Origin of the sequence: Cucumibacter marinus DSM 18995, from assembly GCF_000429865.1 — a bacterium.
Taxonomy (GTDB): Bacteria; Pseudomonadota; Alphaproteobacteria; order Rhizobiales; family Devosiaceae; genus Cucumibacter; species Cucumibacter marinus.
Window position 1 is genome coordinate 230860 of record NZ_AUCR01000002.1, and the last position, 26991, is coordinate 257850.

At 63.2% G+C, this 26991-nt stretch carries 26 protein-coding genes; 15 read left to right on the plus strand and 11 right to left on the minus strand.

The genetic code is table 11. From position 1 onward, the window contains the following. Nucleotides 1-13: 13 nt before the first annotated feature. The 4 genes from G489_RS0104280 to G489_RS0104295 all read left to right on the plus strand — a co-directional run bounded on the left by G489_RS0104280 (nt 14) and on the right by G489_RS0104295 (nt 4642). Nucleotides 14-1372: a tetratricopeptide repeat protein gene (locus tag G489_RS0104280; RefSeq protein WP_210162568.1), complete on the plus strand. Its 1359-nt coding sequence runs from the start codon at nt 14-16 to the stop codon at nt 1370-1372. Nucleotides 1373-1389: 17 nt separating this feature from the next. After that, nucleotides 1390-2403 (plus strand): P1 family peptidase, encoded by a 1014-nt coding sequence (locus G489_RS0104285; RefSeq protein ID WP_029040485.1) that lies wholly within the window; start codon nt 1390-1392, stop codon nt 2401-2403. 113 nt (nt 2404-2516) lie between these two features. After that, nucleotides 2517-2930 carry a universal stress protein gene (locus tag G489_RS0104290; RefSeq protein ID WP_029040486.1) on the plus strand — a complete coding sequence of 138 codons (414 nt, stop codon included), beginning with the start codon at nt 2517-2519 and terminating at the stop codon, nt 2928-2930. A gap of 59 nt (nt 2931-2989) precedes the next feature. After that, complete coding sequence (locus G489_RS0104295) at nt 2990-4642, plus strand: BCCT family transporter (protein WP_035871464.1); 1653 nt, start codon at nt 2990-2992, stop codon at nt 4640-4642. 69 nt (nt 4643-4711) lie between these two features. On the opposite strand, the gene G489_RS0104300 is transcribed toward G489_RS0104295, so the two are convergent. The 5 genes from G489_RS0104300 to G489_RS0104320 form a co-directional block, all read right to left on the minus strand. After that, nucleotides 4712-5710, minus strand: coding sequence for an ABC transporter ATP-binding protein (locus G489_RS0104300; protein ID WP_029040488.1), 999 nt, complete (start codon nt 5708-5710; stop codon nt 4712-4714). Continuing rightward, nucleotides 5707-6681 (minus strand): oligopeptide/dipeptide ABC transporter ATP-binding protein, encoded by a 975-nt coding sequence (locus tag G489_RS0104305; RefSeq protein ID WP_029040489.1) that lies wholly within the window; start codon nt 6679-6681, stop codon nt 5707-5709. Before G489_RS0104305 ends, G489_RS0104300 begins: the two co-directional genes overlap by 4 nt. Further along, a complete protein-coding gene (locus tag G489_RS0104310) occupies nt 6681-7535 on the minus strand; it encodes an ABC transporter permease (protein ID WP_029040490.1) in 855 nt (284 codons plus the stop codon). The genes G489_RS0104305 and G489_RS0104310 overlap by 1 nt, the downstream gene beginning before the upstream one ends. Nucleotides 7536-7548: 13 nt before the next feature. After that, nucleotides 7549-8496 (minus strand): ABC transporter permease, encoded by a 948-nt coding sequence (locus G489_RS0104315; protein WP_029040491.1) that lies wholly within the window; start codon nt 8494-8496, stop codon nt 7549-7551. Between the two features lie 87 nt (nt 8497-8583). Continuing rightward, nucleotides 8584-10125: an ABC transporter substrate-binding protein gene (locus tag G489_RS0104320; RefSeq protein WP_029040492.1), complete on the minus strand. Its 1542-nt coding sequence runs from the start codon at nt 10123-10125 to the stop codon at nt 8584-8586. A 344-nt stretch (nt 10126-10469) separates the two neighbouring features. On the opposite strand from G489_RS0104320, the gene G489_RS0104325 reads away from it, so the two are divergent. Next, on the plus strand, nt 10470-11348 hold the full coding sequence (locus tag G489_RS0104325; protein ID WP_029040493.1) for a MurR/RpiR family transcriptional regulator: 879 nt from the start codon (nt 10470-10472) through the stop codon (nt 11346-11348). A 1369-nt stretch (nt 11349-12717) separates the two neighbouring features. On the opposite strand, the gene G489_RS0104335 is transcribed toward G489_RS0104325, so the two are convergent. Further along, entirely contained in the window at nt 12718-13332 is a 615-nt protein-coding gene (locus tag G489_RS0104335) for a TetR/AcrR family transcriptional regulator (RefSeq protein WP_245578809.1), read from the minus strand. A 272-nt stretch (nt 13333-13604) separates the two neighbouring features. Between G489_RS0104335 and G489_RS0104340 the strand changes: the two genes are divergently transcribed. Beyond that, on the plus strand, nt 13605-14042 hold the full coding sequence (locus G489_RS0104340; protein ID WP_029040496.1) for a VOC family protein: 438 nt from the start codon (nt 13605-13607) through the stop codon (nt 14040-14042). A gap of 21 nt (nt 14043-14063) precedes the next feature. Here G489_RS0104340 and G489_RS0104345 read toward each other — a convergent pair whose 3' ends face one another. Then, the gene (locus G489_RS0104345) at nt 14064-15023 is read right to left on the minus strand and encodes a LysR family transcriptional regulator (RefSeq protein WP_029040497.1); all 960 of its coding nucleotides are present in this window, start codon (nt 15021-15023) and stop codon (nt 14064-14066) included. 95 nt (nt 15024-15118) lie between these two features. Between G489_RS0104345 and G489_RS0104350 the strand changes: the two genes are divergently transcribed. The 9 genes from G489_RS0104350 (at nt 15119) to G489_RS19045 (ending at nt 23630) form a co-directional block, all read left to right on the plus strand. Then, on the plus strand, nt 15119-15991 hold the full coding sequence (locus tag G489_RS0104350; protein WP_029040498.1) for an ABC transporter permease: 873 nt from the start codon (nt 15119-15121) through the stop codon (nt 15989-15991). Next, a complete protein-coding gene (locus G489_RS0104355; RefSeq protein WP_029040499.1) occupies nt 15991-16806 on the plus strand; it encodes an ABC transporter permease in 816 nt (271 codons plus the stop codon). The genes G489_RS0104350 and G489_RS0104355 overlap by 1 nt, the downstream gene beginning before the upstream one ends. A gap of 19 nt (nt 16807-16825) precedes the next feature. Then, nucleotides 16826-17968 carry an extracellular solute-binding protein gene (locus G489_RS0104360; RefSeq protein ID WP_029040500.1) on the plus strand — a complete coding sequence of 381 codons (1143 nt, stop codon included), beginning with the start codon at nt 16826-16828 and terminating at the stop codon, nt 17966-17968. 81 nt (nt 17969-18049) lie between these two features. After that, nucleotides 18050-19150 (plus strand): ABC transporter ATP-binding protein, encoded by a 1101-nt coding sequence (locus G489_RS0104365; protein WP_029040501.1) that lies wholly within the window; start codon nt 18050-18052, stop codon nt 19148-19150. Between the two features lie 13 nt (nt 19151-19163). Further along, a complete protein-coding gene (locus G489_RS0104370; protein WP_029040502.1) occupies nt 19164-20195 on the plus strand; it encodes a histone deacetylase family protein in 1032 nt (343 codons plus the stop codon). Continuing rightward, nucleotides 20192-21304 (plus strand): NAD(P)/FAD-dependent oxidoreductase, encoded by a 1113-nt coding sequence (locus G489_RS0104375; protein ID WP_029040503.1) that lies wholly within the window; start codon nt 20192-20194, stop codon nt 21302-21304. The genes G489_RS0104370 and G489_RS0104375 overlap by 4 nt, the downstream gene beginning before the upstream one ends. A 4-nt stretch (nt 21305-21308) precedes the next feature. Beyond that, nucleotides 21309-21659, plus strand: coding sequence for a RidA family protein (locus G489_RS0104380; protein WP_029040504.1), 351 nt, complete (start codon nt 21309-21311; stop codon nt 21657-21659). Between the two features lie 12 nt (nt 21660-21671). Continuing rightward, nucleotides 21672-22607: a bifunctional Delta(1)-pyrroline-2-carboxylate/Delta(1)-piperideine-2-carboxylate reductase gene (gene lhpI / locus G489_RS0104385; RefSeq protein WP_029040505.1), complete on the plus strand. Its 936-nt coding sequence runs from the start codon at nt 21672-21674 to the stop codon at nt 22605-22607. A 66-nt stretch (nt 22608-22673) separates the two neighbouring features. After that, nucleotides 22674-23630 (plus strand): LysR substrate-binding domain-containing protein, encoded by a 957-nt coding sequence (locus G489_RS19045; RefSeq protein WP_051332359.1) that lies wholly within the window; start codon nt 22674-22676, stop codon nt 23628-23630. Here the strand turns inward: G489_RS19045 and G489_RS0104395 are convergent. From G489_RS0104395 to G489_RS0104410, 4 genes are read right to left on the minus strand one after another with little or no spacing between them, the layout of a single operon-like run. Continuing rightward, nucleotides 23604-24347, minus strand: a complete 744-nt coding sequence (locus G489_RS0104395) for an ABC transporter ATP-binding protein (RefSeq protein ID WP_029040506.1) — start codon at nt 24345-24347, stop codon at nt 23604-23606. The two genes, G489_RS19045 and G489_RS0104395, sit on opposite strands and share 27 nt — an antisense overlap. Continuing rightward, the gene (locus tag G489_RS0104400; protein ID WP_029040507.1) at nt 24340-25068 is read right to left on the minus strand and encodes an ABC transporter ATP-binding protein; all 729 of its coding nucleotides are present in this window, start codon (nt 25066-25068) and stop codon (nt 24340-24342) included. The genes G489_RS0104395 and G489_RS0104400 overlap by 8 nt, the downstream gene beginning before the upstream one ends. Next, nucleotides 25065-26000, minus strand: a complete 936-nt coding sequence (locus tag G489_RS0104405; protein WP_029040508.1) for a branched-chain amino acid ABC transporter permease — start codon at nt 25998-26000, stop codon at nt 25065-25067. Before G489_RS0104405 ends, G489_RS0104400 begins: the two co-directional genes overlap by 4 nt. Then, a complete protein-coding gene (locus G489_RS0104410; protein ID WP_029040509.1) occupies nt 25997-26869 on the minus strand; it encodes a branched-chain amino acid ABC transporter permease in 873 nt (290 codons plus the stop codon). The genes G489_RS0104405 and G489_RS0104410 overlap by 4 nt, the downstream gene beginning before the upstream one ends. Nucleotides 26870-26991 lie beyond the last annotated feature (122 nt).

The following is a 26991-nucleotide window of genomic DNA, read 5'->3' on the forward strand; positions in this document are numbered from 1 at the left end:
TGAGAGAAACCGCATGATGGCACAGGACGGACGCGGCAATGAAGTCAGTTCGGGCAGTGAATCGACGCTGGCCGGGGTGAGTGATTTTGTCGAGGGGTTCCTGGGCTATGAAACACGCGCGCTGAATGTGCTGGCCGCTGCAGAGGCCGATCCCGAGGCGGCGCTGGCGCAGGTCTATGCCGGCATTCTCAACATGTTTGCCTGCGTACCCGGTTGTGATGCAGATGCCCGCTATTGGCTCGACCGGGCTCGCAACGCCGAGGCCAACGCCAATGCGCGCGAGCGGATGAATATCGCCATGCTGGAAGCCTGGGTCGAAGGCGATGTGCCCAAGGCGCTGGCGATTGGCGACGAGATCATCGAGGCCTATCCCCGCGATCTGGCGGCGCTCAAACTGCATCAGACGCTCAATTTCGGGCGGGGGGATGCGCCTGCGATGCTGCGTGTGGCGCGCAAGGCGCTGCCGGCCAACCCCGACGATCCCCACCTTCTGGGCATGCTCGCTTTTGGCTATGAGGAATGTCATTTTCTCGACCGCGCCGAAAGTGCTGCCCGCCAGGCGCTTGAATTGACCGAAAGGGAGCCCTGGGCGCAGCATGCCATCGCCCATGTGATGCTGACCGAGGGCCGGGTGAAGGAAGGCGCGGCCTTTCTCGAAGCGGCTTCGGCAGGGTGGGAAGGGCTCAATTCCTTCATGTACACGCATAATTGGTGGCACCGGGCGCTGTTCATGATCTCGCTCGGCGACAAGGCCGGGGTGCTGGGGGCCTATGACCGGCATTGCTGGGCCTGCGACCAGGATTATGCGGAGGATCAGATCGGTGCTGTCTCGCTTCTGGCGCGCATGGAGTTTGCCGGGTTCGATGTCGGCGACCGCTGGTCGGCGCTCGGAGAACGGCTCGTGCCGCGGGCGACAGATACGCTCGCGCCGTTCATGACCATGCAATATCTCTATGGCCTTGCCAAAGCCGAGCGGGGCGAAGCCGACACGCTGATGCAGGCGGTCGAGGCGCGCGCCGCCGCTGCTGCGCCATTCGAGCGCGTGGCCTGGCAGCATGTGGCATTGCCTGCCTGCCGCGGGTTGCGCGCGCATGCGCGCGGAGAGATGGAAGAAGCAGTGGCGCAACTGAGCCTTGCCATGCCGCGCATGATGGAGGTCGGCGGCAGTCACGCCCAGCGCGATCTGTTCGCCCAGGTGCTGCTCGATGCGCATATCAAGGCCGGGAACTTCGTCACCGCCCAGCAAATGCTCGAAAGCCGGCGCCGCTTCGATCCCGACGGGGTGCCGCTCAATCGGATGCTGGCCGGTGTTTACGAAAAACTCGGCCTGCTCGACGAGGCCAGCGAAGCGCGCGCCCGTCATTACCACTAACGCTCCGAAGAGGTCCTATGCGTCCCGGTCCCCGCAATCTGATCACCGATATCGACGGGCTCTATGTCGGTAATGCCGAGCATCACGGCATCAAGACGGGAGTGACCGTGCTGGTGGGGGACAAGCCCTTCGTCGCCTCGGTCGATGTGATGGGTGGCTCGCCGGGCACGCGCGAGACCGATCTGCTCGATCCCGACCGCATGGTGGAAAGCATCGACGCGCTGGTACTCGCCGGCGGTTCCGCATTCGGGCTTGATGCCGCCTCGGGCGTTGTGGATGGCCTTGTCAAAAAAGGGCGCGGCTTCACCATTGGCCCGGCCACGATCCCCATCGTGCCGGCGGCGATCATTTTCGATCTGATCAATGGTGGCGACAAGAGCTGGGGCGAGAACCCCTATCGCGAGATGGGCGCTCAGGCGCTCGAAAACGCGGGCGTGGATTTTGCCCTCGGGACGGCGGGTGCGGGCACAGGCGCGCTGACCGCGGGGCTCAAGGGCGGGCTCGGCTCGGCTTCACTCTTACTCGAAAGCGGGGTGACGGTCGGGGCGCTGATCGCGGCCAATCCCACCGGCACGGTGACCATGGGCGACGGGCCGCATTTCTGGGCCAATTCCTTCGAGATCGACGCGGAGTTCGGGGGCCTCGGCGCGCCGGCGGACCGGATATCGCAGGCTCAGGCGGCCATGACCAAGCGGCATCTGGTCGATGATTTCGGTCCCTCGAATACCGCCATTGCAATTGTCGCGACCGATGCGAAGCTGACCAAGGCACAGGCCAAGCGCATGGCGGTTGCGGCGCAGGACGGCATAGCCCGGGCCATCAGCCCCTCGCATACCCCGGTCGATGGCGACCTGGTTTTCGCGGTTTCGACCGGCGCCCGTCCGCTTGGCGATCCGATTGTCGATGCCATCGATATCGGTCACGCGGCAGCGGTTTGTCTCAGCCGGGCGGTGGCCCGTTCGGTCTATCTGGCAAGCGCTGCCCCGGGGGACGTGATGCCGAGCTGGCGGCAGAAATTCGCCGCCGGATAGGTACTTGTCCCCAAGCGGGGATGCCGGCATGGCGGAAATAGCCCTTTTGTGCTAGCGTTTTAACTTCCCAAACACCTCAAAAACCAAGCGCGTTCGTCGCGAGGGGGGTAATTGTGTTCAACAAGATAATGGTACCTGTCGACCTCGAGCACGGGGATACGCTTGGAAAGGCGATCTCGGCGGCAGCGGACCTTGCGCGGGCCTATAACGGCCAGATCGTGTTCGTGGGCGTGACGGCGGAATCACCGACGCCTGTCGCCCATAATCCTACCGAATATGCCGAAAAGCTGGCTGTGTTTGCCAAAACCAAGGGCAGCGAGCAGGGGCTCAATATCGAATCCAAGGCCGTGGCCAGCCATGACCCGACCATCGATCTCGACAAGACCCTGATCAAGGCCGCCGCGGAGGTCGGGGCCGATGTGATCGTGATCGCATCGCATGTGCCGCATTTCGCGGACCTGCTGACGCATGCGCATGGCGGCTCGATTGCTGCGCATGCGCCGATCTCCGTCTTCGTCATTCGCTGAGTATATGGACCATGGGTCCGCGCCGACGGGCGTCCGGATCCGCTGCGAGGAGTTAAACCATGACAGAAAACAATCAAGGCGATCAGGCGGATGCCGAAGCCATCCCCGCGCCAGAGGGTCCGACCGAAATCATCGATACCGACTACGAAGTCGGCCAGGACAATATCACCCCCAAAGTCGGGCCGTTCGGCCTCGACATTCATAACCCGGTGTTTTTGATCTCGGGGGCAACCATTGTCCTGTTCGTCGTTCTGACGATCGCTTTCCAGTCCAGTACAGAGCCGATGTTCACCGCCCTGCGTGGCTGGCTGACCTCGACCTTTGACTGGTTCTTCCTGCTTGCGGGCAACATTTTCGTGCTGGTGGCGCTGGGGATTCTCGTCTCGCCGCTGGGCAAGGTGCGGATCGGCGGCAAGGACGCCAAACCCGATTTCGGCTATGCGGGCTGGTTCGCCATGCTGTTCGCCGCCGGCATGGGCATCGGGTTGATGTTCTATGGCGTGCTCGAGCCGGTCTATCACATGGCGCTCAGCCAACCGCTCGGCATCCCGCCCTTGTTCGACGAAAGCGGCGCGATCATCGAAGAGAACGTGGCGATCGCGCGCAGCGCGGGCATGGCGGCAACCATTTATCACTGGGCGCTTCACCCCTGGGCGATCTACGCCATCGTGGCGTTGGCGCTGGCTATTTTCTCTTACAACAAGGGTTTGCCGTTGAGCGTGCGTTCCATGTTCTACCCGATCTTTGGCGAGCGCATCTGGGGCTGGACCGGTCACATCATCGATATCCTCGCGGTGTTTGCGACCCTGTTCGGGCTCGCGACCTCGCTCGGCATCGGGGCTGAACAGGCCAGTGCCGGCCTCGGCTTCCTGTTCGGCATGCCGGACAGCAATTTCGCCAAGGTGCTGCTGATCATCGGGATCACCGGCATTGCGCTGCTGTCGGTGGTTGCCGGGCTCGATGCAGGGGTCAAACGGCTCTCCGAGATCAACATGGTGCTCGCGGCAGTGCTGCTGCTGTTCGTGATCCTTGTGGGGCCGACGCTCGGCATCATTACCGGGTTCTTCCAGAACCTTTGGGGCTATGCCCGGGACATCATTCCGCTCTCCAATCCGTTCGGGCGCACCGATGATGCCTTCCGTCAGGGCTGGACCTCGTTTTACTGGGCCTGGTGGATTTCCTGGTCGCCTTTTGTGGGCATGTTCATTGCCCGGGTCAGCCGGGGCCGCACGGTGCGCGAATTCATCACCTGCGTGTTGATCATCCCCTCGCTGGTGTCGGTGTTGTGGATGTCCGCTTTCGGTGGCGCCGCCATCGATCAGGTGCTGACCAATTCGGAAAGCGCGGTGCGTGAGTATGTGATCGACGGTTATGTGCTCGAACTGTCGCTGTTCGGCATGTTGTCCGAACTGCCGCTGGCACAGATCACCTCGTTCGTGGCCATCATCCTGGTGATTGTGTTCTTCGTCACCTCCTCGGATTCGGGCTCGCTGGTGATCGACACCATCACCGCCGGCGGCAAGGTCAATGCGCCGGTCAGCCAGCGCGTGTTCTGGGCCAGTTTCGAAGGGCTGGTGGCCATCGCCCTGTTGCTGGGCGGCGGGCTCACGGCTTTGCAGGCCATGGCGGTGTCAACGGGCTTCCCGTTCACCATCATCCTGTTGCTGGCCTGTTTCGCGGTCATCAAGGGCTTGATGGACGAGCCACGCTGACGGCGCACAACACTTGAGACAAAAAGAACCCCGGCCATCTGGCCGGGGTTTTCAGTGCGCGGGAAGAACTCAGGCCGCCGGCGCGGCTTCGCGTTGATCGGTGTGATGGCAGGCAGCGATATGACCCTGACCGAGATCGATGCGCGGCGGAGTCTTGGTGCGGCAGACTTCTGTCGCCAGCGGGCAGCGTGGGTGAAAGGCACAGCCGGGCGGCGGATTGGTGGCGCTGGCCGGTTCCCCGGTCGCGCCGAGCCGTTTGCGCTGAGCGTTGGGCACCGGGCGCGGGATCGAACGCAGCAACAGACGCGTATAGGGATGGGTCGGGTTGGCGAAGATTTCAGACTTCGGCCCGGTCTCGACGATCCGCCCCAGATACATCACCGCGATCCTGTCCGAGATGTGCCGTACGACGCCGAGATCGTGGGAGATGAACAGCATCGCTACCCCGGTCTCGCGTTGCAGATCGCGGATGAGATTGAGGACCTGGGCCTGGATCGATACATCGAGCGCGGAGACGGGTTCGTCGGCGATCACCAGCTTGGGCGAGAGGATCATCACCCGCGCGATACCGATGCGCTGGCGCTGCCCGCCGGAAAAGGCGTGCGGGTGCCGGGTCATCACGGAGGGGTCGAGCCCGACCTGCTGCAGCACCTTAGCGATCTTCTCCCGCGCCTCTCGGGCCGAGTGCGCCAGCCCGTGAATGCGCAAGGGCTCGGCAAGGGTCTGCTCGATGGTCAGGCGCGGATTGAGCGAGGCGAAAGGGTCCTGGAAAATCATCTGGATATCGGCGCGTAGCGGGCGAAAGCCGTTGCGGTCGAGATCGAGAACGTTCTTGCCCTTAAAGCGGACTTCGCCATCGGTGGCGTCTTCAAGCCGGGTGAGGGCGCGGCCAACGGTCGATTTCCCGCAGCCTGATTCACCGACGAGCGAGACCACTTCGCCCATATCGATGGCCAGGTCGATGCCGTCGACGGCCTTGAGCGTCTTGACGCCCGAGCCGAACGGCCAGTTCTTGCCGATGCGGAAATGGACCTTCAGGTCCCGGATATCGAGAAGCGGATCGGTCATTCGGCACCTCCTGTGGGGAAGTGGCACAGGGCCGTGTGCTCTTTCGAAGCGATGGCGTCGCCTGGCCGCACATCGCGGCAGATATCCTGTGCGAAGGCACAACGCGGATGGAAGGCGCAGCCGGGAATGACTTCGTCAATCGTCGGCACCCGGCCGGGGATCGCCTCGAGATCGTCCTTGTCGGCATCGGGGTCCGGGATCGAGTTCAAAAGCCCCACCGTGTAGGGGTGACGCGGCGCGGCGAACAGATCGGCGGCGGAGGCCGCCTCGACGATCCGGCCGCGATACATCACCGCCACGTCCTTGCAGTTCTCCGCGATCACGCCGAGATCGTGGGAGATCAACATGACGGCCATGCCGGTTTCCTCCTGGAGGTCCGCAAGCAGGTCGAGGATCTGCGCCTGCACCGTCACATCGAGCGCGGTGGTCGGTTCGTCCGCGATCAGCAGGGCCGGGTCGCAGGCGAGCGCCATGGCGATCATCACGCGCTGGCGCATGCCACCGGAGAGCTGATGCGGATAGGCATCGAGCCGGCCTTCGGGGTCGGGGATGCGCACCTGCCGCAGCAGGTCAGCGGCGCGGGCTCGGGCGGCTTTCTTGCTCAGCTTGCGGTGCTGACCAAGGGATTCGGTGATCTGGTCGCCGATGCGATAGACCGGGTTGAGACTGGTCATCGGCTCCTGGAAGATCATGGCCATGCGGTCGCCCATCAGGGCGCGGCGCTCGGCCTCCGAAATGCTCGCCAGGTCGCGGCCTTCAAAGCGGATGGCGCCGCCGGTGATGCGGATCGGGCTGTCGGCGATGAGGCCCATGATCGCCAGCGCGGTCAGGGATTTGCCGCAACCGGATTCCCCGACGATCCCGAGCGTGTCGCCCGCATCGACGGAGAAGGAGATATTGTCCACCACCGGTTTCAGCATGCCGGATAGGGCCAGGGCGAGACTGAGGTTTTCGACTTCGAGCAGTGCCATCAGACCCCCGCAATATCGTCTTTGAAGCGCGGATCGATCGCATCGCGCAGGGCGTCACCGACAAGGTTCATCGAGAACACGGTGAGGATGATCAGCGCGCCGGGGAACATCAAAAGCCAGGAGGCGCGGGTCACATAGACCCGGCTTTCGGCGAGCATGTTGCCCCAACTCGGGATTTCAGGTGGCAGGCCGAGGCCGAGAAAGTCGAGGGCCGCGGCCTGGAGCTGGGCGAAGGCGAAGATGAAGGTCGCCTGCACCAGCAGCGGTGAAATCAGGTTGGGCAGGATGTGCTTGAACAGGACCGAGGGGTGTCCAGCCCCGGTGACGACCGCCGCATCGACAAACACCTCGTTCTTCAGCTTGAGCGTCATGCCGAACAGGATGCGGGCCGTGGTGGTCGTGTAGACGATGCCGATCACGAAGATGGTGTTGGTCACCGAACGGTCGAGGATGGTCATCAGCACCAGCGCCAGCAAGAGGGCCGGGAAGGCCATGGCCACGTCGACCACCCGCATCAGCACATGGCCGAGCCGGGTGAAATAGGCCGAGAGCATTCCGATCAGCGTGCCGCCGACGAGCGAGACGACGACCGCCCCCAGCCCGATCAACAGCGCCATGCGGGCGCCATATATGCAGCGGGCGAGGGTGTCGCGGCCGAAATGGTCGGTGCCGAACCAGTGCTCGGCATTGGGCGCGGTCAGGCGGGCGACCGGATCGATCTCGAGCGGATCGTACGGAGTGAGCCAGGGAGCGAAAACAACCGCGATGGCGACGATGATGAGCCAGCCTACGCCAAGGAGCGCAAGCCTTCGGCCGCGGAAGACCTGGTTGAAGGTAGCGAGAGCAGCGGTCATTTCAGCGTTACCCTCATTTCAGTGAAACTCTCGGATCGAGCCAGGCATAGGCGAGGTCAACGATCAGGTTGATGACGAGGTAGAGGCACACGATCACCAGCACGACACCCTGGATCACCGGGTAATCCCGCCGCAGGATGGATTCGACCACCAGCCGGCCGATGCCGGGCAGTGAGAACACGGTCTCGGTGACGACGGCCTCCGAGATCAGCGCCGCGAAGGTGAAACCGAAGGCTGCGGCGACCGCGACCAGCGCGTTACGGAAGACGTGTTTCAGCGCGACCTTTGCAGGGTGCAGCCCCTTGGCGCGGGCGGTGCGGACATGGTCCTCGCGCTGCACGTCGAGCATGGAGGCGCGGACAAGGCGGATGATCAGTGCTGAATTGGGGGCGGCCAGCGTCAGGCTTGGCAAAAGCAGATACCGCAGGTTGGCCAGACCGCCATCGTCGAAGACCGACGGGAAGCCGGAACTGGGCAGCCAGCCCAGCGTCACCGCGAAGATCAGGATGAGATAGAGACCAAGCCAGAAGGTCGGGATCGAGGCCGCGAACATGGCGCCACCCGAAGCGATCTGGTCGATCCAGCCGCCATGGCGGGTGGCTGCGATTACCCCGATCGGCACGCCGAGCACCACGATCCAGACCATGGTCATGAGGGCCAGCAGGATCGAGGTTTCCGCACCGTCGGCGATGACGCGGGTCACCGGTTCCTGGAAGAAGATGGATCTGCCCAAATCGCCCTGCATCACATTGCCGAGCCAATAGGCGTATTGAATGTAGATCGGCTCATCGAGGCCCATTTCGGCCGAAAGCGCAGCGATCTCCTCGGGCGTTGCGGTGTCGCCGAGCAAGACGGCGACCGGATCGCCGGGAATGAGGTGGATGAAAGCGAAGACCAGCACAGACGCGGCAAACAGCGTCGGGATCAGGGTCAGGAGCCGCTTGATGGTATAGGCGAACATGGGGGCGGTGCATCCCTCAGGGCAGTCCCCGCCCCAGGGACTGGGCGGAGACTGCGAGGTTCGGGTCAGGTTTGCTGGATGGCGCCTTTACTTGGAGACGTTCCAGAAGTGCGGCCACACGAGGGTCGAGGATTCGAGCCCTTCGAGGTCCGGCGACGCGATGTTGTAGGTGTAGACATCACCGGTCTTCATGGTCGGTACCTGCTCATAGATCAGGCCCTGAATGTCGGCCCAGATCTCCTGGCGCTTGGCCGGGTCCGCGGTTGCGGTGAAGGCAGCCTTGAGTTCGGTGATTTCGGGCGTCGACCACCAGCCCGGATAGTTCTCGTTGAGCACCGAGATCAGGATCGGGTCGGGAACGAAGCCATGATGGGTCACGAACAGGTCCCACTGGTCCGGCTGGGAACGCTTCTGGATGAGAGTGGCCCAGTCATAGACCTGCAGGTCGATATTGAACCCGGCTTCAGCGAGTTGCTTGGTGTAGACGACCGCGCTGTCATAGTGGAACGGGTAATTGGTCGAGACCATCAGCTTGATGGGTTCGCCTGCGTAACCGGCTTCCTCGGCCATGGCACGCGCCGCTTCGGCATCGCCCCTCGAGAAGTTGTCGATGCCGGAATCGGTGTACCAGACATTGCCTTCAGGCAGGAACGATCCGTTGGCACGCCACAGCTTTTCCGGGCCAATGGCAACCTGCAGGGCCGGCACCTTGTCGATGGCGGTCTGGATGGCGCGGCGAAGGGCGAAATTCTCCTTCAGCGGACCTTCCTTGGAGTTCATGAACACAAGGCCGAAGATCGGGCCACCATTGAGGATGGTGCGCACGCCTTCATCGGCGTCGAGTTCCTCGAACAGATCGCCCGGGATCGATTCGGCATAGTCATAATCACCGGCGCGCAAGCCACTCACGCGGGTGCCGACATCCGGCACGGGCACGAATTGCAGCGTGTCGAATTCGGCATTGCGGGCGCCACCATAGCCGTCGGCATCTCCCGGCGGGGAGGTGTAGTCCTCGAAACGGGCCAGTTCGATATGGCGGTTGGGGCGCCATTCGACGAATTTGTAGGGACCGGTCCCGATGTAGTTTTCCGGCGCGATGGGTTCGCCGCCGGCATCGGCCGCGATCTCGGACGGATAGATTGCCGCGCCGCCATTGATGAAGCCCAGAAGGTTTTTCCAGGGTCCGAAGGGTGCGGTCAGCTTGAGGGTGACCTCATATTCACCGGTGGCTTCGACGCTCTCGACATTGGCGAACAAAAGACCGCCCCTGGAGCCGAATTCGCCCCAGCGCTTGAGCGAGGCGACGACGTCTTCGGACGTCATGTGCTTGCCGTTGTGGAAGGTCACGTTGTCGCGCAGCGAAATGACGATGGTCTTGCCGTCATCCGAAATCGTGTCGCCGCTGGCGAGAAGGGGAACCGGCGCATAGTCGCCGTTGAAGGTGTAGAGCCCTTCAAAAACGTGGTGTGCGATGGTGGTCGAGAGGTCCGAGGTGCCGACCTGCTGGTCGAGGCTCGGGGGTTCACCGATCGAGGCATAGCGCATGGTGCCGTCGGCAAAGGCGGTGCCGCCAAGCAGAAGCGCAAGGCCGGTGGCTGCCGCCACAAGAAGTGGGCTGCGTCGTGTCATCTGAATGTCTCCTCCCAAGGGCTTGTGCCCCGGTCTTCATTGATTGCCGTCCCGCCGCCCCTCAGGCGCCGTTCCGGCATGGAAATTCGCGGACCAATTTGTAAGTGGCTTACGCGATATCCTGAAAAAAACTTACATCTTAGGGGTTGCTCGTCAATGGATTTGTGTCATTTGCGGCAAATTCGGGTGTCAATGTGGAAGAAACTTTCATATGGTGAGGGAAACAAGATGAGGTGGGCAGGCGCATGACCGCCAGACAACCGCTGAAGACGAACGGGCAGAAATTGACCTTGGGGGGCGTTGGGCCGCATGCTCAGTCCGTGGCGGGTTCGGCGGATGCTGGCATGAGTGAAGTCTTCGATATCATTTCGCGGCTGAGATCGTCGCGGGACCAGTTCCCCAAGCGCGAGCGGCGGGTTGCCGATTTTGTGCTGACCCATCTCGACGAAGTGGTGCATTTGCGCCAGGGCGAGATCGCTGATGCGGCGGATGTGTCGGTGGCCACGGTCAACCGGTTCTGCCACACGCTTGGCTGCGACGGTTTTCGGGAGTTCAAGATCCGGCTGGCCCAGTCGGTTGCTGTCAGTCTCCAGTATCTGCACGGGCCAAGCGACGCCCAATCGCCAACCGACCAGCTGGTGGGGCAGGTGTTCGGCGCGCTGGTCGATACCCTCAACCTCGCCCGAGGGCAGCTCGATCACGAGGCGCTGGCCAGTGCCATCATCAGCCTGTCGGGTGCTCGCCGGGTGGCGTTTTTCGGGGTCGGCGGCGGCTCCTCCAACGTGGCGCGGGAAGGGGCGAACCGGTTCTTCCGGCTCGGCATCGCCGCCGAGGCCCATTCGGACGGTTATCTCCAGCGCATGCTCGCCTCGACCTACACCGCAGAGGATCGTGTCTTTGCGATTTCCTCGACCGGCATGCCTGCCGAGTTGCTTGATAGCGTGGCCATCGCCCGCCAATACGGCGCGCAAACCCTGGCCCTGACCAAAAGCGGATCAGACCTGGCCAAGGCGGTGGATATCGCCATCGAGGTCGATCTGCCCGAGGACCAGGACATTTTCAAACCCACGGCATCCCGCCTCGTCTTCACCACCATTCTCGATGTGCTGGCGACGGGCGTGGCGCGCACGCGGCCCGAGCCGGTGAAGGAAAACCTCCGCCGCATCCGCACCTCGCTGGTGCCGCTCTCCGGGGATACCGGCCCGAAGCCGGTTGGGGATTAGGGAACTCGCTTAGGCGTTTCGAGTGAATGTGGCCTCCACAAGCCCTTACCGCGAGCCCTCATGGCCTTCTCCGCTTCAATCATGCCACTGGCACGATTGGTGAAATGCGTCGAAGTCACCGGGGTGACGCTATTCGCTTTGGCTGAGGATTTGCCACCCCACGGTCGTCATTCTCGGGCTCGACCCGAGAATCCATGTTGAGGTGCATCGCGGGAAGCCGTTGTGACTCTCCACGACCACTGAATCCCTTGCAGCGCCTCATGGACCCTCGGGTCTTACCCGCCTCGCGCCGGCGGGCTGCCCGAGGGTGACGAGGTGGGCGGAGGTGACCAGTGCCACACGCTCTGCGCTGTCCCGGACTTGATCCGGGACCTACATGCCCAAATGCAACCAGGCCCCGGCTCGGAGGCCGGGGCGGCGCGAGGCAAAAGGAGGCCGGGGCGGCCCGGGAGGAAGCACCCCCAAGCCCTCACCCTGAGGTGCGAGGTGAAACCGAGCCTCGAAGGGCGAGGGCGTGGTTGGCATGTGCCCCCCCACCCGGCCCGGCTATGCCGGACCGTTCAGCGGGCAATCTCTCCACTGGAGAGATTGCTGGTCCCGCCTCACCCCCGCAAGGGGGGGTAGGCCGTGCCCGCTTCACCGATGGAGTTGAAGGAACAATGAGCTGGCCCCAATGTCACCTCCCCCTTGACGGGGGGTGACAAGCGGTTGGGCGAAGCCCAAACCGAGGTTCCGGTGGAACCTTGGTAGTGCTGGAACGGGTGGGGGTGGTGTTTCCGCCATTCGAGCGTAGCTCTCATGGCCTTCTCACCTGAAATCAGTCCACCGGACTGATTTTGCCTTTCGGGCCGGATCGAAATTATCCCCGCCTCAAAAACCTCCCTTATCCTCTTCGAACCAGCTTGCGATTGAGCGTGGTCGCGACGAACGGTCAGGCAGGTCTGGGTCCGGGTTCCATGAGGGTCGCCTCAGGGAAGGCCAAAACTGCGCCGGAGCCGGCTGCCGTCAAGGCGGCGGCGTACCGTGGAAACATGGCGGGGATTGACCCCAGCCCGTTGCCGCAGTCCAAGCCCAAAACCCCGGGTGAGAGAGGCGCTGGCCGTCTCATTGTTTTAGTTTTGCGACGAGACGCCCTGCGCCTCTCTCCCGCTCTGCTCTTTGAAACCCTGGAGGCAAATGCCTGCCGGGCCTGTCGGGGTGTACGCTTGCACCAATACCGCGCTGTCCCGGACTTGATCCGGGACCTCCATGCCCAATTGCAACGAGGCCCCGGCTCGGAGGCCGGGGCGGCCCGGTAGTATGCACCCCCGAGCCCTCACCCTGAGCTGGTCGAAGGGCGAACCACGAGGGCGGGCTGCAAGTGAAAAACTCAGTGCCTTTCAAGGAGTGCGTCGATCATGCGGGCGATGGCCGTGCGGTAGGCTTCGGCATCCTCTCCGGCATCGATTGCCAAGGCCGCCCGGTCGAAGGCGGCGGAGAGCAGGTCCGCCAAGGGCTCGATGGGCAGGTCACGCAGTTCGCCATGGTCTCGCGCATAGGCGAGACCCTCGATCAGCTCGGCGCCACCGGTTGCGCGGTCGATCCGGTTCATCTCCTCGTGGCCGAGCGTGGCGGGTCCATCGATGAGCAAGAGCCGGGCGCGGCCGGAAACGCTCATGGCGTCGAAAAAGGCGTTGGCGCCGTCGATCAGCGCGTCGCGGGCCGAGGCCGGTTCGGTGGTCCGCGTCTCGATGGCCCTTGCCACGGCTTCGGCTTCTGCCTCGATGACGGCGCGGAACAGCGCGGTCTTGCCTTCGAAGTGATGGTAGAGCGCGCCACGGGTCACCCGGGCGGCCTTGACGATTTCGGGGGTTCCGGTTTCAGCAAATCCCTTTGCGGCGAACAGTTCCCGCGCGGCTGACACAAGAGCGGTGCGGGTCCGTTCCGTCCGGGTTGCATTGGGGATGCGTTGCTTTTGTTCGGTTGCTGATCCGCTCGCTGCCACGATTTGCTCCATCGCTGATACAAACTGACTGTATGTGGGAGCAACGATGCGGCGCAAGCCAGAGTTCGCGGGGAGGCGGGTGGAGACCGCGCGCTTTCCCGATGTTCCGTTCAAGGGCGCCAAAACAATCTGAGTGATGGCTTCGTAGCGAACATGAGATTGACATACATGCAGTATGTATATTTATTGATGGCGGCATCGCGGTGCCGGCCGGACCCTTGTCCGGTCGGGCAGGCGCGGGCCCGAAACACGCGCCATCAAGGAGCTCCAGGATGAAGATCACCCAGTATTACCCGGTCATCATGACCACGGAAGTCGAGGCAACCTCAGCCTTTTACGAAACCCATTTCCACTTCGAGCGGGCCTTTGATGGCGGCTGGTATGTGCATCTGCGCTCGACCGTCGACCCTTCGGTCAATCTGGCCGTTCTGCAGGGTGACCACGAGACGGTACCCGAATCGGCGCGCGGGCAGGTGTCAGGACTGATCCTCAATTTCGAGGTCGAGGATGTCGACGCGTTCTATGAAACCGCGAAATCCGCCGGCCTGCCGATCCACTTGCCGCTCAGGGATGAGGATTTCGGCCAGCGCCATTTCATCACCCACGACCCGAATGGCGTGTTGATCGATGTAATCAAGCCGATCCCGCCGAGCGCCGACTATGCCGCGCAATATGATCAGCAGGCCTTGTCCGAACTGGTCGCGGAGTGACCGCGATCAGGACCGTCGGCGTCAGTCGCCATAGGTCCGTTCGGCCAGGGGCGTGGTGCTGATAGCATCAGACAGGATCGCGGTGAAGGAGGCTTCAGCGCGGTTCTGTTTCATCGCCGGGTTGAGCATGGTGAAGACATCGATTTCCGGCGGGTCGCGATAGGGCGGCAGTCGGAACAAGTTTCCGGCCTCGACGTCGGGGCGGGCGACGTGCACCGGCAGGGGGCCGATGCCGAGCCCGGCAACGATCATTCGACGCACTTCCTCAAGGTTCTCGGCGGTGCCGATCACCCGGTCGTCCGGGGTGGCCTGCGCCCTCAATATGGTGATCGGCCGCAACACGTCCGAGAGCTGGTCGGTCGTGAACGAGACCCAGTCAAAGCCGGCAATGTCTTTCTGCCTGAGCCCCTTGCGCCCGAACAGGGGATGGCCCGGCCCGCAGTAAAGGCCGAAATACTCGCGGTACATCTGTTGGTGCACCAGCTTGGGGTGCGGGTTGGAAATGATCGCGATGCCGAGGCTCGCCCGCCGGGAGAGCACGCGCTCGACCACGGTCGGGCTGTTTTCGATGCGGATCTCCACCGTTGCCCTTGGATGCCGGCGATGAAATTCGCTCAGCGCCTCATCGAAGATCGGGCTCAGGACATGGCTGGCCATGGCGATGGTGACATGACCCGTGATCTCCTCGCGGACATCGCGCATCAGCACCCCGAGCCGCAGGATCGCGCCGTGGATATCCACGGCTTCGCGGTAAAGCGCCATGCCGGCATCGGTCACACGGAACCAGCCCGGGCTGCGGTCGATGAGCTGGCGCCCCAGCGTTTCCTCGAGCCTCTTGAGGGCGCTCGAGACACTGGGCTGTTGCAAGCCCAGTTCCTGTGCGGCGCCGGTAATCGAGCCGGCCTCGACCAGCACAACGAACATGCGCAGCAGATTCCAGTCGAGTTTTCGGGCGATATCGTTGGGGAGCGGGGCATCCATAACACCATCAATACAGTCAATGATGACGATTTTGAATATCTATTTGAATAATGATTTGGGCCTTACCAGACTGGCCGGTGAGGGAGTGAACAATCATGGCCAGTATCGAACAGGCGGAACGGCGCGCGCCGTGGATCCTGCTTTCGCCCGCGTTGACGGCGGTCGGGCTTCTGCTTCTGGTGCCGCTGGTTTTCGTGCTGGTTTATTCCTTCTGGCTCCGCAGCGCCGTTGGCGGGATCGATGCGACCTTCTCGTTCAACAACTGGGCCGAGGTCCTTGGCGACCGCTTTTACCGCGACATCCTTCTCCAGACGATCAAGATTGCGCTGATCACCACGGTCGTATGCGCCCTTGCGGGATATCCGGCCGCCTATTTCATCGCGCGGGTGAAAGGGGTCAATCGCGGCTTTCTGCTGCTGCTTCTGATGCTGCCATTCTGGGTCAGCTACATCATCCGTACCATGAGCTGGATCAATATTCTGGGTGTGTCCGGCGCGGTCAATTCGCTGTTGCAGGCGATGGGTATCGTCACAGACCCGATCCAGATGCTCTACAATGAAACCACGGTCGTGCTGGGGCTGGTGCACTACCTTCTGCCCTTCATGATCCTCAATATCTATGTGAGCCTTGACGGCATCGACACCACGCTCGAGGACGCCGCCCACTCGCTGGGCGCCACCCGGTGGCAGGCCTTTACCGAGGTTACATTGCCCCTTTCCATGCCCGGGCTCGGGGCAGGGGCTTTGTTGTGTTTCGTTTTGGGGGCGGGGACCTATATCACGCCGATCATCCTGGGCGGTCCGCGCGATGCGATGTTCGCCAATCTGGTGTTCGACGCCATCATCACCCAGCTCGACTGGCCGCTCGGCGCCGCCCTGTCGCTGGCCCTGCTGGTCGTGCTCGGCACGGTGGTCGTCGTCTACAACCGGTTCGCCGGGCTCGGTCAACTGGCAAAGGGGCTGGGCTGATGCGCAAACCAACCGGGTTCACCTGGATCACCCTGTGGACGATCTTCGTCTATCTGTTCATGTTCCTGCCCATCGGGGTCGTCGTACTGTTGAGCTTCAATGCCAGCCAGTTCGGCTCTTTCCCGATGACCGGGTTTTCGCTGCAGTGGTTTGGCGAGCTGGCCACCAATGATGCCATCATCCGTGCCTTCCAGACTTCGGCACTGCTGGGCATCCTCACTGCCATCATCTCGACCACGATCGGCGTGCTCGCCTCGCTGGCGATGGTGCGCTACGACTTTCCCGGCAAGACCACGATCTCGACGCTGCTGATCGCGCCGATCCTCGTGCCCGAGGTGGTGCTGGCGGTGGCGCTGCTTTTGTTCCTGCAATTGATGAATGTGCCCAAGAGCTTTCCGCTCTTGTTGATGGGCCATGTCATCTTCACCCTGCCTTTCGTCGTGCTGGTCGTGCAGGCGCGGCTGATCGGGGTTCGGCGGGATTATGAAGAAGCGGCGATGAGTCTCGGCGCCTCGCCCATACAGACCTTTTTCCGCGTCACGCTGCCCCTGATCATGCCTGCGGTCATGGCCGGCGCGTTGTTCGCTTTCACGATTTCGTTCGATGACATCACCGGCACCCTGTTCTGGAAGCCCGGCGGTGTCGAAACCGTGCCCACCCAGATCTTCGCCATGCTGCGCAACTCGATCTCACCCGAGATCAACGCGCTCGGCACGGTGATGATCGTTCTTACGGTGGGCCTTCCCCTGCTCGGCCTTGCGGTCATGCGCCAGGTTTCGGCCCGGCAGGGGGCACAGGCGGGCGCGCCCGCATAGAATCCAGAGGGAGGATTAGATGGACAGTACGAAAAGATATGAGCGGCTGCGCGAGCGGCTCGGCAATGGCGGGCTCGACCGCCGGCAGTTCTTTACCCTGGTGGGGGCCGCGGGTCTTGCCTATGGCGTGCAGATGCCGTTTGCCAGCCGGGTGAAGGCGCAGGACGTCTCCGAGGTCCGGTTCGATGGCTGGGGCGGCGTGGTCTCCGAGGCCTTCCGCGACAAGGCATTCGATCCCTATACCGACAAGACAGGGGTCACCGTTGTCGACGGCACCTTCGGCAGTGGTGACGAATATCTCGCCCGCGTCCAGGCCTCGCAGGAAGGCGAATACAACATCGCCCACCTGTCCGGCGTGTTCGACTATGCGCGCTATTACAATCTCGGCTATGCCAGCAATCTCAACCGCGCCAACATCCCCAATCTCGACTTGGTGATTCCCAAGCTCGTCGATGTCTATTCGGCGGTTTCCGGCGATGAATTGTCCTGCGTGCCGTTCGATTACGGCACCACGGGCATCGCCTATAACCGCAAATACATCTCTGACGAGGAGGCCAAGGAAAAGGGCGCCAAGCTGCTGATCGACGAGGCCTACAAGGGCAAAATCGGCGGTTGGTCGGACTGGCGCACCCGCATGTGGTATGCGGCACTGCAGACCGATCAGGACCCCAACGGGGCAACCGATGTCGATGCGATGTGGGATGCCGTGCGCGCCCATCGTGATCTGGTGCTGAAGTACTGGACTTCGGGCGCGGAGCTGATGAGCCTTCTGGCCGAAGAAGAAATCTATGTCACTGAAGGCTGGTCGGGCCGCATCTATGCGCTGCAGGAGCAGGGCCACGATATCGGCTATATCGATCCGCCCAATGGCTTCGGCTGGCAGGAATGCATGTTCGTGATCAAGGGTTCTCCCATGGCCGAGTGTGAAGAGCTATTGAACTTCATGCTCGCGCCGGAGACCTCGATCGCGGTCGCCGAAGCCCAGAACTATCCGCCCGCGCTCGATCCAAGCAAGGTCGATTTGGGCTCCAAGATCCCGACACTGCCGGCTTTCGATCCGTCTGGCACCTTGAGCGGGCTGACCTTTGCCGATCCGAACTACTGGAACGGCAACGAGGCTGACTGGTCCAAGACCTTCGGACGGGTCCAGAAGGGCTACTAGGCGTAACGCCGACACGGGAGCGGGCGAAAGCGCCCGCTCCGCAAGCCGGCCAACCGGCTCAAGGGATGAGAGGGCAGCGATATGGAAAATGCGGTTGAACTCAGGGATATCGTCAAACGGTTCGGCAGTTTCACCGCCGTGCACCGCATGTCGCTCGATATCGAGCAGGGTAGCTTCCTGACCTTGCTGGGCCCCTCGGGCTGCGGCAAGACCACGACCCTCAGGATGATTGCCGGTCTCATCGACACCACTGAGGGCGACATCAGCATCAAGGGGAAACGGGTCAACAATCTGCCGATCCACAAGCGCAATCTGGGCATCGTGTTCCAGAACTACGCGCTGTTTCCGCACAAGACGATCAACGAAAATGTCGCCTTCGGGCTCAAATATCGCGGGGTTGTCGGCGAGGAGGCGGAGCGCCGGGTGCGTGACGCACTCGAGCTCGTGCAGTTGCCGCAAATGGGGGATCGTTATCCCCGTCAGCTTTCCGGTGGCCAGCAGCAGCGCATTGCGCTGGCGCGGGCCATCGTCATCGAGCCGGATGTGCTGCTTCTCGACGAGCCGCTTTCCGCACTCGATGCCAATCTGCGTGAAGACATGCGCGTCGAACTCAAACGCATCCAGGACAAGCTGGGGATCACCACCGTTTTCGTCACCCACGATCAGGGCGAAGCCCTGGCCATGTCCGACAAGATCGTGGTGATGCGCGGCGGGAAGATCGAGCAGGTCGGCGAGCCGCAGGCGGTTTATGATGCGCCGGAATCCGAATTCGTGGCCGAGTTTCTGGGCAGTACCAACATTCTCGGCGGCCGTGTCAGCGGTCGGCAGGGCGAAGGCGTCACTGTCGATGCCACCCCGTTTGAAGGGGTCGAGGTGCCGGCAGACCGGGCAGGCCAAACCAATGGCGCGACAGATATCAAATTGCTCTTGAGAGCAGAAAAACTCCTGGTCGAACCTGGCGGTTCGGCAGACGGCGGGGGAATAGCGGCGCCGGCTGTGGTCGAAACTGTCGACTATCAGGGTCAGTCGGTCCGCTATTTCCTCCGGGTTGGCGACCGGCGCCTGCAGGCCATCAACATGGTTAATGGCAAGCCTTTCGCCGAAGGTGAGACCGTCACCGCCCGCTTTGATCCAAGGCATTGTTCGCTGCTGCCCGCCCAGCCGGGCGAGGCACAGGCCTAGTTCCGGGACACCCATGAAGGTATTTGTCGATGAACGGCAGCGGGAGCATGACCCGCAGCATTTTCTCAACCGCGGCGCACGCCGGCCGAGCCCGGAACAGCCGGCCCGGCTCGATGCGCTGCACAAAGGCGCAATCGCGGCGGGCCTCGATGCCGCGGCGCCAGCCGATTTCGGCATGGCGCCGCTGGCCAGGGTCCATTCGGCCGACTATCTGAGCTTTCTCTCGACCATTTATGAAGAGTGGCAGGCTTTGCCCGGCGCCTCCGAAGAGGTTGTGCCCAATGTGCATCCGGCGCGGCGGCCCGCGACCTATCCGGCGCACCCGGTTGGCCGGGCGGGGTGGCACCAGGCCGATACGGCATGCCCGATCGGCCCGCACACCTATTCTTCGGTCTACTGGAGCGCACAGTCGGCTGTTAGTGGGGCGGATGACGTGCTCGAGGGAGCGCGGGCGAGCTATGCGTTGTGCCGGCCGCCGGGTCACCATGCTTTTGCCGACATGGCGGGCGGGTTCTGTTTTCTCAATAATTCCGGCATTGCTGCCGCGCATCTGCTGGCAGCCGGCCGGCGTCCAGCCATTGTCGATGTCGATCTGCATCACGGCAACGGTACCCAGGCGATGTTTTACGATCGAGCCGATGTGCTGACCGTTTCGGTGCATATCGATCCCGACAGCTTCTATCCCTTTTTCTGGGGTCATGCGCATGAGCGCGGCGAGGGTCTGGGCGCCGGATACAATCTCAACCTGCCACTGCCACAGGGCTCGGGCGATGTGCCCTTTCTCGATGCCCTGGGGATCGGTCTCGAACAGGTCGCCGGTTTTGGTGCCGACGTCCTTGTCGTCGCGCTCGGGCTCGACGCCTATCACGACGATCCCTTTGCCGGTCTTTCGGTGACGCGGGACGGATTCTGCCGCATTGCGGAGGCGCTGGCGCGCGTGGGACTTCCTACGGTGCTGGTGCAGGAAGGCGGCTATCTCAGCGAAGCACTCGGCGACAATCTGACGGCCTTTCTCACCGCTTTCGGTGCGGAGGCGGGGGCATGAGCGAAACGGTCGATGCCATTGTGATCGGGGGCGGGATCGCCGGCGTCGCGGCGGCGGCCCGGCTGGCCGAACAGGGTCTTGCCCCGCTCGTCTTCGAGGCGGAGGATCAACTCGGCAGCCATGCGACCGGGCGGTCGGCGGCGATCCGGCTCGACAATTACGGGCCGACGGGTATCCGCGCCCTGACGCGGGCGAGCAAGGCCGAGCTTTCATCACCTGACGAGGAGTTCTGGCCTGCGGCCCTGCTCGAACCGCGCGGGCATCTGTTGTTGGCCCGGCCCGGCGAGGAAGGGCTACTCGACGATATTCTCGCCATTGGCAGCGGGATCGAGGAGATCCCGGTGCACACCACCAAGAGCCTTGTGCCGATCATCGACGTGGCGGCCATCGCCCGCGCCAGCTATGAAAAGGACGCTCAGGACATCGACGTCGAAACCCTGTTGCGCGGCTTTGCTCGCCTGCTGAGGTCACGGGGCGGGCGGATCGAGACGGGTGTCCGCGTCACCGCCATCGAACGGTCGAGGGCGAACTGGCGCGTTGAGACCCGAGACAAGAACGTCGAGGCGCCGATCCTGATCAATGCTGCCGGCGCCTGGGGCGACGAGATTGCCCGCATGGCCGGGATACACCCCCTCGGCCTGGTGCCCAAGCGTCGCTCGGCGGCCATCGTGCCGGTGCCGGGAGAGGTCAATCGCTGGGCATTTTTCGGCAGCGTCGCAGAGGACTGGTATGCGCGGCCCATCGGGGTCGACAAGCTGATGGTGTCTCCGGCGGATGCCGAACCGGTCTCCCCGCATGACGCCTGGGCCGACGACATGGTGCTGGCCGAGGGGATCGAGCGCTTCGCGCAGATGATCACCATCGAGATCAATCGGGTCGAAGGCAGCTGGGCAGGGCTGCGCAGTTTTGTCGAGGACGGTGAGCCCGTCATCGGCTTCGATCCGGCGGCGGAGGGGTTCTTCTGGCTTGTCGGGCAGGGCGGATATGGCATTCAGACCGCACCGGCGATTGCTCGGCTGGCCGCCAGTCTGATAACCGGGAAGGCGGAACCCGATTTTCCGGCCAGCCTCATCGACACCGTGTCACCCGGCCGGTTCTCAAAAGGATAAACACATGAGCGATATTACCCGCCTCGACAAAGGCCCCCGCATGAGCCAGTCGGTCATTCACAATGGCATGGTCTATCTCGCGGGGCAGGTCGGCCGGCCCGATGGCGATGTGCAGGCCCAGACCCGCGACATCCTCGCGCGCATCGAGGATCTGCTCGGCCAGTCCGGCAGCGACAAGTCGCGCATCCTGTCAGCCAATATCTGGTTGACCGACATGAATGATTTCGGCGCCATGAACGAAGTGTGGGATGCCTGGGTCGATCCCGCCAATCCGCCGGCCCGTGCCTGTGTCGAGGCCAAGCTCGCCAGCCCAGAACTGCTGGTCGAGGTTATGGTCGTGGCGGCGCAATCCTGATCGGGCACGGACATGCAGGTCATCGGCAATGACGAATTGCGGGCGCGTCTCGACTGGAGCGATCTGATCGAGCAACTCGCCGGGCATCTGAGGACCGGCGATGTCGAGGCGCCCCAGCGCCAGGTCCTGCCGATGGCGCTGCCCGGTGGCGGGCAGGCTTCGCTCCTGGTGATGCCGGTCTGGGTGCCGGGGGAAGGGGTGATGGTCAAGGCCGTCACCTATTATCCCGATAATGGCCAGAAGGGCCTGCCGACCATCCATGCCGGCGCGATCTGGTTCAATGGCGAAGATGGGGTGCTCAAGGCGGTCTGCGACGCCGATGTGCTGACGGCCCGGCGAACGGCTGCCGGCTCCGCGCTGGCGGCCCGCTATCTTGCCCGGCCCGATGCCGCAAAACTGGTGATCGTCGGCACGGGACAGCTCTCGGCGGATGTGGCCAAGGCCCACACGACCCAGCGCCACTATTCGGATATAGCGATCTACGGGCGCAGCCCGGACAAGGCGGCGGCAATCGTGTCGACGCTTTCCGGCCATGGGGTCACCGCTCGCGTGGCGGAAGATCTCGAACAGGCGTGCCGGCAGGCCGACGTGATCTCGTCGGTGACCAGCGCCACATCGCCGATCATTCATGGCGACTGGCTGCAGCCCGGCACGCATCTCGACCTGATCGGGGCGTTTCGCCCGGACATGCGAGAGGCCGACGATGAAGCGATCCGGCGGGCATCGATCTTTGCCGATACGCGGCCCGGCGCGCTGCTCTCGGGCGAGCTCACGCAGCCGGTGGAGGCCGGGGTGATTGCGGAGACGGGCATCCGGGCCGATCTCGCCGAGCTGGTGCGTGGCGAGCACAAGGGCCGGTCCTCGGAAAACGAGATCACCCTGTTCAAATCGGCAGGCTTCGCCGTCGAGGACTACGCGGCCATGGAACTCGCGGTCAGCCGGGCCTAGGGCATATGGCTCATGCGCCATTGTCATGGTAATCGGGACATCCGATGAAGATCATGAATGAACCGCATGAGCGATCCTGACTTCCGGCGCACAATGCCGTCTTTGAGCGTCATGCGCAGTTTCGAATGCGCGGCGCGGCACCAGAGCTTCACCCTCGCCGCACGGGAGCTGGCTCTCACCCAGAGTGCGGTCAGCCGCCAGATCAAGGAGCTGGAAGATGCGCTGGGCGTCACCCTGTTCCAGCGCGTCGGCCGCAGGGTGATCCTCACCGGTGCCGGGCAGGCCCTGGCCGAAGAGATCGCGCTCGATCTCGACCGGATCAGGCAGACGCTTTACCGCGCGGTGGCTGCGGGATCACGCGGCTCGGCGCTTCGCATCGCGACATTGCCCACCTTCGGCAATCGCTGGTTGATTCCGCGCCTACCGCGTTTCGAGGCGCGCTTTCCCGAGGTCGAGGTGTCGTTCGCCACGCGGCTTGAACCGTTCGACCTGTCGAGAGAGCGTTTCGATCTCGCCATTCATTTCGGCGACGACAACTGGCCGGACGCCTCGCTCACCCCGCTTTGCGACGAACAGATGATCGCGGTGGCCTCGCCGGGCCTTGCCGAGCGATTGGGCCTTGCCGATCCCGACGCCCTGGTGGCCGCTCCGCTCCTGCATCTCACCAGCCGGTCCGATGCCTGGTGCAAATGGTTCGCCATGCTGGGCAGGCCGCAATCGCGGATCCTGCCTGGCAAGCAGTTCGATCAGTTCTCCATGGTGATCGCGGCGGCCTGCTCTTCGCTCGGCGCCGCGCTGGTGCCGGATTATCTGGTTGAGGAAGAACTGCGCGCCGGCCAGCTGGTGCGGCTGGGGAGCGCGGTGCTGGAAACCTCGAACCGGTATTTCGTTGTCCGGCCCTACGGTGCGCCGAGCCCGCAGACCGACGCCTTCGCGCACTGGATCATTGCCGAGGCGCGCCAGTCGCGGCTGGCCCGGGCGCCGGCGCCAATCGCCTCAGAAGTCGTTGGCGGGCAGGATTGACTTGGCGCCTGGCAGGCCGAGAAATGCCTGCTGCACCGCCGGGTCCTGTTTGAGCGCTTCGGCGGTATTCACGCCAACCACGCGCCCGCCTTCGAGCAGATAGCCCCGGTCGGCGATGTTGAGGCTGACCTTGACGTTCTGTTCGACGAGCAAAAGCGATACCCCGGTGCGCTTGATCTTTTCCAGCGCGTTGAACAATTCGAGCACCAGCACTGGCGCCAGCCCCAGGCTCGGTTCGTCAAGCATCAGCAGTTTGGGCTGACTCATCAGCGCACGGCCAATGGCGATCATCTGCTGTTCGCCGCCCGACATGGTACGCGCAATCTGGCTGCGGCGTTCGGCGAGGCGCGGGAACAGCTCATAGACCATGCCGAGGCGTTCGGCCTCACCGGCACGGGCGTGTTTGACATAGGCGCCGAGTGACAGGTTTTCGGCAACGGTCAAATCGCCGAATATCCCGCGGCCTTCGGGCACAAGCGCAATCCCCATTTCGGGGAATTCGTGCGGTTTGCGCCCGACCAGCCGGCTGCCGAGAAAACTGACCTCTGTGCCCTTGTCCGGCGCAATCCGTCCGGCAAGCACGTTGAGCATCGATGATTTCCCGGCACCATTGGCACCGAGCACGACAACGGTCTCTCCCTGATTGAGCGAGAGGTGCACCTTTTCGAGCGCCAGGTGCTGGGCGTAGTGGAGGCTGAGATTGGTGACTTCAAGCATCGACCTCTCCCAGATAAGCGCGCACCACATCGCGGTCTTCAAGCACATCGGCGGTTGGTCCGTCGGCGATCTTGCGGCCGGCATTCATGACGACGCAGCGCTCGCACAGCGCGTGAACCGCATCCATGACGTGCTCCACGAGCAATACCGTGATGCCCGATTGCCGCAGCGCGGTGATCAGCTTGATCCCGGCCCTGAGCTCGGTGGGGTTGAGCCCGGCCAACCATTCATCGAGCAGCAGCAGTCTGGGTTCGGCGGCCAGCGCCCGTGCCAGTTCGAGCCGCTTGAGATCGATATAGGTCAGATCGACAGCGGCCTGGCCCGGCCTCACCGTGAGTCCGACCTGTTCAAGATAACGGCCCGCCGCCTCTTCGGCGGGTTTGCCCCACAGAGCCTCAGCGCGGAAAGCGAGCGCGGTGATAACGTTTTCGATCACGGTCAAGGAGGGCAGGGGCCGCACCAGTTGGAAGGTGCGGGCAATGCCCCGCCGCGCGATCCGGTTGGCCGGCAGGCCGCCAATGGGTTGCCCGTCGAATGTGATCTGTCCGCTTGTTGGCGCCACCAGGCCCGAAATGAGATTGAGCGCTGTTGTTTTGCCCGAGCCATTGGGGCCAAGCAGGCCGACGATTTCGCCCGCATCGAGGGAGAAGGTGAGTTCATTGACTGCCACCAGGCCGCCAAAGCGCCGGGTCAGCCGGTCGACATCGAGCAGGGCGGTCATGAATGCGCCTCCCGGCGTCTGAGCCTCTGCCAGAGGCCCTCGCCAAAGGCCAGCACGCCATTGGGCAGGGCGAAGACGATGGCGATGAACAGCAGCCCCAGGATGATCGAATAATGGTTGGGGAAATGGGCGGACAACCATTCGAACAGCAGGAAAAGCGGCACCGCGCCCAATAGTGGCCCCCACAGGCGGTTGGCACCGCCGAGCAGGGCCATGATCACGGTAAGGAACGAGATCGTGGGATTGAATACGATGCTGGGCTCGATATAGGTCCAGCGCGGGGACTGGATGGCGCCGGCGAGTGCCATGATCATCGAACTCACGCCAAACAGGGCGATCTTGGTGGCCGGGATGTTGATGCCGGAATGGGCAGCGACGACCTCGTCGTCACCGATAACCCTTAGGGCCAGGCCGATGCGCGAACGGCGCACCCAGAAGGCGATTCCGATGGTGATCACGGCGAGGCCGAGAAGCTGCCAGTAGATTTGTTCGGTGGTGATATCGAGAAAGATGTATCGCCCGAGGGTCCGTGTGACATTGACTTCGTACCAGGTCACCACCTGCCGGATCAGCTCGGTCAGCCCGAAGGTGAAAACGACGAAATAGACGCCCGCCAGCCTCAGGGTGAACACGCCGACGATCAGCGCCACGACAAGACCCACAAGCCCGGCACAGGCCAGTACAAGCGGATAGGGCAGGTAATCGCCGAGTACCGCGACCGTATAGGCGCCGAGCCCGAAAAAGGCGACGGTCGCCAAGGAAATGTAACGCGTCGGACCCGAAAACATGGCCCAGGCGGTGGCCAGCACGACATAACTCATGATCCCGATCATCAGCCCGAGCGGATAGGGGCCGAGCTGGCTCGGCATATAGGCGAGAACAGCGACCGCGACAGCGGCGATGACAAGAGCGAGCCAGAGAGCGCGCGTCATGACGGCCTCCGGCCAAACAGGCCCGAGGGGCGGAAGACGAGAATCGCGAGGAAGATGAGATAGGTCGCAGCCAGGGTCAGCCCGGTGTCGATATAGGTGGCAACCAGGGTCTCGACGATGCCGAGGATCAGCCCCGCTGCCAGAGCACCCAGCAGATTACCGACCCCGCCCATGATGACGACAACAAGCGCCTTCATGGTGAAAACCACCCCGGCGGTGGCCGAAAAGGTCAGATACATCGATACGACAACCCCGCCCGATGCGGCCAGTGCACCGCCAAGCGCAAAGGCGAAGCGTGAAACCCGATCGACATCGATCCCGACCAGCGGCGCGGCCTGCGGGGAGACCGCGACGGCGCGGATGGCCGTGCCCCAGCGCGTATGGGTCAGGGCGTAGTAGAGCCCGGCGCCGAGGGCGAGGGCCAGCACAAGCGCCAATACGCGGTTGGCGGCCAGTGTCGTGCCCAGAATGTTGATGGGGATGGCGAGATAGGAATAGCTGACAAAATTGGCGCCGAAGATGACCAGTGCCACACCCTGAATGACAAAGAGAAGCCCGAATGTGGCGAGGATCGAGTCGACCTCGAGCCGGCCCGAATGCTTGGCACGGCGAGCGAGCGGCTGCAGCATGACCCCGTAAATGGCATAGCTGAGCGCAAACCCGGCCGGGATGACTGCAATCATGCCGAGCAGCGGGTTGATGCCGAGTGAGGTGAACAGCACGAAGGCACCGAAGGCTGCTGCGATCATGAAGTCCCCATAGGCGAGATTCATGATCCGGGCGACGCCATACTGCAGCGTCAGCCCCATGGCGATCAGGGCATAGGTGCCGCCCAGCACCAGGCCGGTTAACAGGGCGCTCAACAACATGGGCGCATCTCCCCCAAAAGCAGACCCCCGGCGCACCCCTGTTGCGGGGTGTCGTCGACCGTCATGCTAGCCAGTTCGCGGTGACCGGCAAAACACATCAGGAAGCTGGCGCGCGCCGGCGT

Coding starts and splice junctions, on each gene's coding strand:
- G489_RS0104280 (WP_210162568.1), top strand. CDS start 14: ATGATGGCACAGGACGGACGCGGCAATGAAGTCAGTTCGGGCAGTGAA.
- G489_RS0104285 (WP_029040485.1), top strand. CDS start 1,390: ATGCGTCCCGGTCCCCGCAATCTGATCACCGATATCGACGGGCTCTAT.
- G489_RS0104295 (WP_035871464.1), top strand. CDS start 2,990: ATGACAGAAAACAATCAAGGCGATCAGGCGGATGCCGAAGCCATCCCC.
- G489_RS0104300 (WP_029040488.1), bottom strand. CDS start 5,710: ATGACCGATCCGCTTCTCGATATCCGGGACCTGAAGGTCCATTTCCGC.
- G489_RS0104305 (WP_029040489.1), bottom strand. CDS start 6,681: ATGGCACTGCTCGAAGTCGAAAACCTCAGTCTCGCCCTGGCCCTATCC.
- G489_RS0104310 (WP_029040490.1), bottom strand. CDS start 7,535: ATGACCGCTGCTCTCGCTACCTTCAACCAGGTCTTCCGCGGCCGAAGG.
- G489_RS0104315 (WP_029040491.1), bottom strand. CDS start 8,496: ATGTTCGCCTATACCATCAAGCGGCTCCTGACCCTGATCCCGACGCTG.
- G489_RS0104320 (WP_029040492.1), bottom strand. CDS start 10,125: ATGACACGACGCAGCCCACTTCTTGTGGCGGCAGCCACCGGCCTTGCG.
- G489_RS0104325 (WP_029040493.1), top strand. CDS start 10,470: ATGAGTGAAGTCTTCGATATCATTTCGCGGCTGAGATCGTCGCGGGAC.
- G489_RS0104340 (WP_029040496.1), top strand. CDS start 13,605: ATGAAGATCACCCAGTATTACCCGGTCATCATGACCACGGAAGTCGAG.
- G489_RS0104345 (WP_029040497.1), bottom strand. CDS start 15,023: ATGGATGCCCCGCTCCCCAACGATATCGCCCGAAAACTCGACTGGAAT.
- G489_RS0104350 (WP_029040498.1), top strand. CDS start 15,119: ATGGCCAGTATCGAACAGGCGGAACGGCGCGCGCCGTGGATCCTGCTT.
- G489_RS0104355 (WP_029040499.1), top strand. CDS start 15,991: ATGCGCAAACCAACCGGGTTCACCTGGATCACCCTGTGGACGATCTTC.
- G489_RS0104360 (WP_029040500.1), top strand. CDS start 16,826: ATGGACAGTACGAAAAGATATGAGCGGCTGCGCGAGCGGCTCGGCAAT.
- G489_RS0104365 (WP_029040501.1), top strand. CDS start 18,050: ATGGAAAATGCGGTTGAACTCAGGGATATCGTCAAACGGTTCGGCAGT.
- G489_RS0104370 (WP_029040502.1), top strand. CDS start 19,164: ATGAAGGTATTTGTCGATGAACGGCAGCGGGAGCATGACCCGCAGCAT.
- G489_RS0104375 (WP_029040503.1), top strand. CDS start 20,192: ATGAGCGAAACGGTCGATGCCATTGTGATCGGGGGCGGGATCGCCGGC.
- G489_RS0104380 (WP_029040504.1), top strand. CDS start 21,309: ATGAGCGATATTACCCGCCTCGACAAAGGCCCCCGCATGAGCCAGTCG.
- lhpI (WP_029040505.1), top strand. CDS start 21,672: ATGCAGGTCATCGGCAATGACGAATTGCGGGCGCGTCTCGACTGGAGC.
- G489_RS19045 (WP_051332359.1), top strand. CDS start 22,674: ATGAGCGATCCTGACTTCCGGCGCACAATGCCGTCTTTGAGCGTCATG.
- G489_RS0104395 (WP_029040506.1), bottom strand. CDS start 24,347: ATGCTTGAAGTCACCAATCTCAGCCTCCACTACGCCCAGCACCTGGCG.
- G489_RS0104400 (WP_029040507.1), bottom strand. CDS start 25,068: ATGACCGCCCTGCTCGATGTCGACCGGCTGACCCGGCGCTTTGGCGGC.
- G489_RS0104405 (WP_029040508.1), bottom strand. CDS start 26,000: ATGACGCGCGCTCTCTGGCTCGCTCTTGTCATCGCCGCTGTCGCGGTC.
- G489_RS0104410 (WP_029040509.1), bottom strand. CDS start 26,869: ATGTTGTTGAGCGCCCTGTTAACCGGCCTGGTGCTGGGCGGCACCTAT.